Below are 2,445 nucleotides of genomic sequence, written 5' to 3'. Positions count from 1 at the left end.
GGTACCGAAGCAGTACCCGATGGGTACCATCGGCGGGTGACGACGACCCGTACGGCGAAGAGCCATGCCCCCGACTGCACCGACCCCAGGTCCGTCTACGCCGCGGCCTGCCCCTGCCGCGACATGCTCGACCTGCTGGCCAACAAGTGGAGCGCCCTCGCGCTGGGCGCCCTGGAGGACGGCCCGCAACGCTTCGGCGCGCTGCGCACCCGCCTGCAGGGCGTCAGCCCCAAGGTGCTCACCCAGACCCTGCGCCGGCTGGAGGAGCACGGCCTGGTCGACCGCGAGATCCACGCCGAGGTCCCCCCGCGGGTCGAGTACAGCCTCACCGCACTGGGCGCGGACGCCTGCGTCCCGCTGGCTCACCTGCGCACCTGGGTGGAGCACAACATCGACCGCTTCCCCGGCCCCGCCTGAGCCCGGCCCGCCCGAAAGGCCCGGGGCGAAACGCGCATGCGCTTCCGTCGGGGCGGCGGCCCTCGCCCGGCTCACCGAGCTGCCCCGGGGGCCGGTCGCGACGACCTGCCTCGTCGTCGGGGACGACGGTGAGGAGCCGGGCCCCCGGATCGCGCATCCCGCGGTCGACGGCCGGGCACCAGTGGCGCCAGCCGTCCCGGAAGACCACCTGCTCGCCGCCGTCCGCCCGGCACTCCTGGGCCGCCCGCCGCGCCGGAGCCGCGGAGGGTCAGCCGTCGGCCTGGTCCGGACGGCGGCGCTGACGCAGCGAGATCCGGTTGCCGTCCGGGTCCGCCGTCTCGATGCGGACCCCGAATCCGTAGTCCTCCGGCTCCGGCAGGTCGAAGACCACCCCGCGGTCGCGGAACACCCGGACGTCGGCCCGCAGGTCGTCCGATTCGAGGATGACCGGGCCGGGCGTCCCGTCCGGCCCGTCCGGCCGGCCCGCGGCGGCGGGGTGCGCCCACAGGAGGAGTTCGACCGGGGTGCCGGGGACGCCGACGGTGAGGAAGCGTCCGCCGGGGTTGGGGAAGTCGATGCGCTTCTCCAGGCCGAGCTGCTCCGTGTAGAACGTCAGGGCGCGGTCCTGGTCGGTGACGTAGAGCGTCACGTACATGAGGTTGGTGAGCACGGTGCGGTCCTTCCGGCTGTCGGTCGCTGTCGCCTCACCGACGGATCCCGGCCCGGGGATGTGACGGACGGACGGAGGGATTTTTTCCGGTCATCCGGCTGCGCGCGGGTCGGGCCGTTCCCGGTCGGCTGCCGGGCCTGGCAGGGCGAGGGTCGCCCGCAGGCCGCCGGCCGGGTCGGGGGCGAGGTGGAGTTCGCCGTGGTGGGCCTCGGTGACGGCGGCGACGATCGCCAGGCCCAGGCCGTGGCCGCGGCGGGCCGGGTCGGTCCCGGCGGTGCGCCCGCGTCCGCGCAGGAACGGTTCGGTGAAGGTGGCCACGGCCTCCTCCGTCAGCCGCGGGCCGGTGTTGGTGACGGTCAGGTGCACCCGGCCGGGCCGCTCGGGGTCGGCCCCGGTGGCGACGGTGACCCGCCCGCCGGCGCCGGGCGGCAGGTTGTGCCGCAGCGCGTTGTGCAGCAGGTTGACGGCCGCCTGGCGCAGCAGGACGGGGTTGCCGGTGGTCGGGGCGGGGCGCAGGTCGGCGGTGAGGGTGACACCGAAGGCCTCGGCCTCGTCGCGGACGGCGGCCAGCGCCTCGCCGGTGGCGGCGGCGAGGTCGGTGGGGGCGAGGTCGGGCGGGGCGTGGCCGAGGTCGGCGAGCTGGAGCAGGGCTTCGCTGATCTCGATGCCGCGCTGGTTGGTGTCCTGGAGGCGGGTGACGAGGCGGCCCCAGTCCTGGCCGGCCGGGTCGGCGGCGGCGACCTGGAGCATGGTGCGGGTGATCGCCAGCGGGGTGCGCAGTTCGTGGGAGGCGTTGGCGGCGAAGCGCTGCTGGGCCTCGAAGGAGCGCTGGAGGCGCGCCAGCATCTCGTCGAAGGCGTCGGAGAGGTCGGTGAACTCGTCGCGCGGCCCGGTGAGGGCGATGCGGTGTTCCAGGGCCCCGCTCGCGGCGCGGTGGGCGGCGCGGGTGATGTCCTGCAGCGGGCGCAGCACCCGGCCGGCGATCAGCCAGCCGCCGATCAGGCCGACGGCGGTCAGCAGGGCCAGGGCGTAGCCGCTGGCCCTGAGCAGCGAGTCCAGGATCTCCTGGCGGGAGGGGGCGTCGGAGCGGTAGCGCGGGTTGGAGGAGGTGAGGGGGTAGTTGGGGACGTAGCGCATGCCGACGTAGACCACGGCGAGGGAGAGGAGGCCGGCGGTGACGGCGAAGAGGGTGTAGCTGAGGGTCAGGCGCATCCGGGCGGTCAGGCGGCGCGGGCGGTTTCCGGTGCGGCGTCCGCCCGTACGGCGGCCGGGGTCGGAGGAGTCGGAGCCGGGGTCGGGGTTCACCGCGGGGTGCCTTCCTGGCCGGGGTCGGTGGAGGGGTCGGTGAGGCGGTAGCC

General features: G+C 75.5%; 3 protein-coding genes. 1 reads left to right on the top strand and 2 read right to left on the bottom strand.

All coding sequences use genetic code 11. The features are described from left to right. The first annotated feature begins 36 nt into the window (after positions 1–36). Positions 37–417 carry a winged helix-turn-helix transcriptional regulator gene (locus ACIQOV_RS37430; RefSeq protein ID WP_401055248.1) on the top strand — a complete coding sequence of 127 codons (381 nt, stop codon included), beginning with the start codon at positions 37–39 and terminating at the stop codon, positions 415–417. Between the two features lie 268 nt (positions 418–685). On the opposite strand, the gene ACIQOV_RS37425 is transcribed toward ACIQOV_RS37430, so the two are convergent. Together ACIQOV_RS37425 and ACIQOV_RS37420 are read right to left on the bottom strand one after the other, a co-directional pair. Then, entirely contained in the window at positions 686–1,087 is a 402-nt protein-coding gene (locus tag ACIQOV_RS37425) for a VOC family protein (protein ID WP_401055247.1), read from the bottom strand. 90 nt (positions 1,088–1,177) lie between these two features. Continuing rightward, positions 1,178–2,392: a sensor histidine kinase gene (locus tag ACIQOV_RS37420; RefSeq protein ID WP_401055246.1), complete on the bottom strand. Its 1,215-nt coding sequence runs from the start codon at positions 2,390–2,392 to the stop codon at positions 1,178–1,180. Between the last annotated feature and the right edge of the window lie 53 nt (positions 2,393–2,445).

This window comes from Kitasatospora sp. NPDC091257 (genome assembly GCF_044757675.1).
GTDB lineage: Bacteria > Actinomycetota > Actinomycetes > Streptomycetales > Streptomycetaceae > Kitasatospora > Kitasatospora lactacystinica.
Note: the sequence above shows the minus strand (reverse complement) of the source record. Positions and strands in the feature narration are given on the sequence as shown.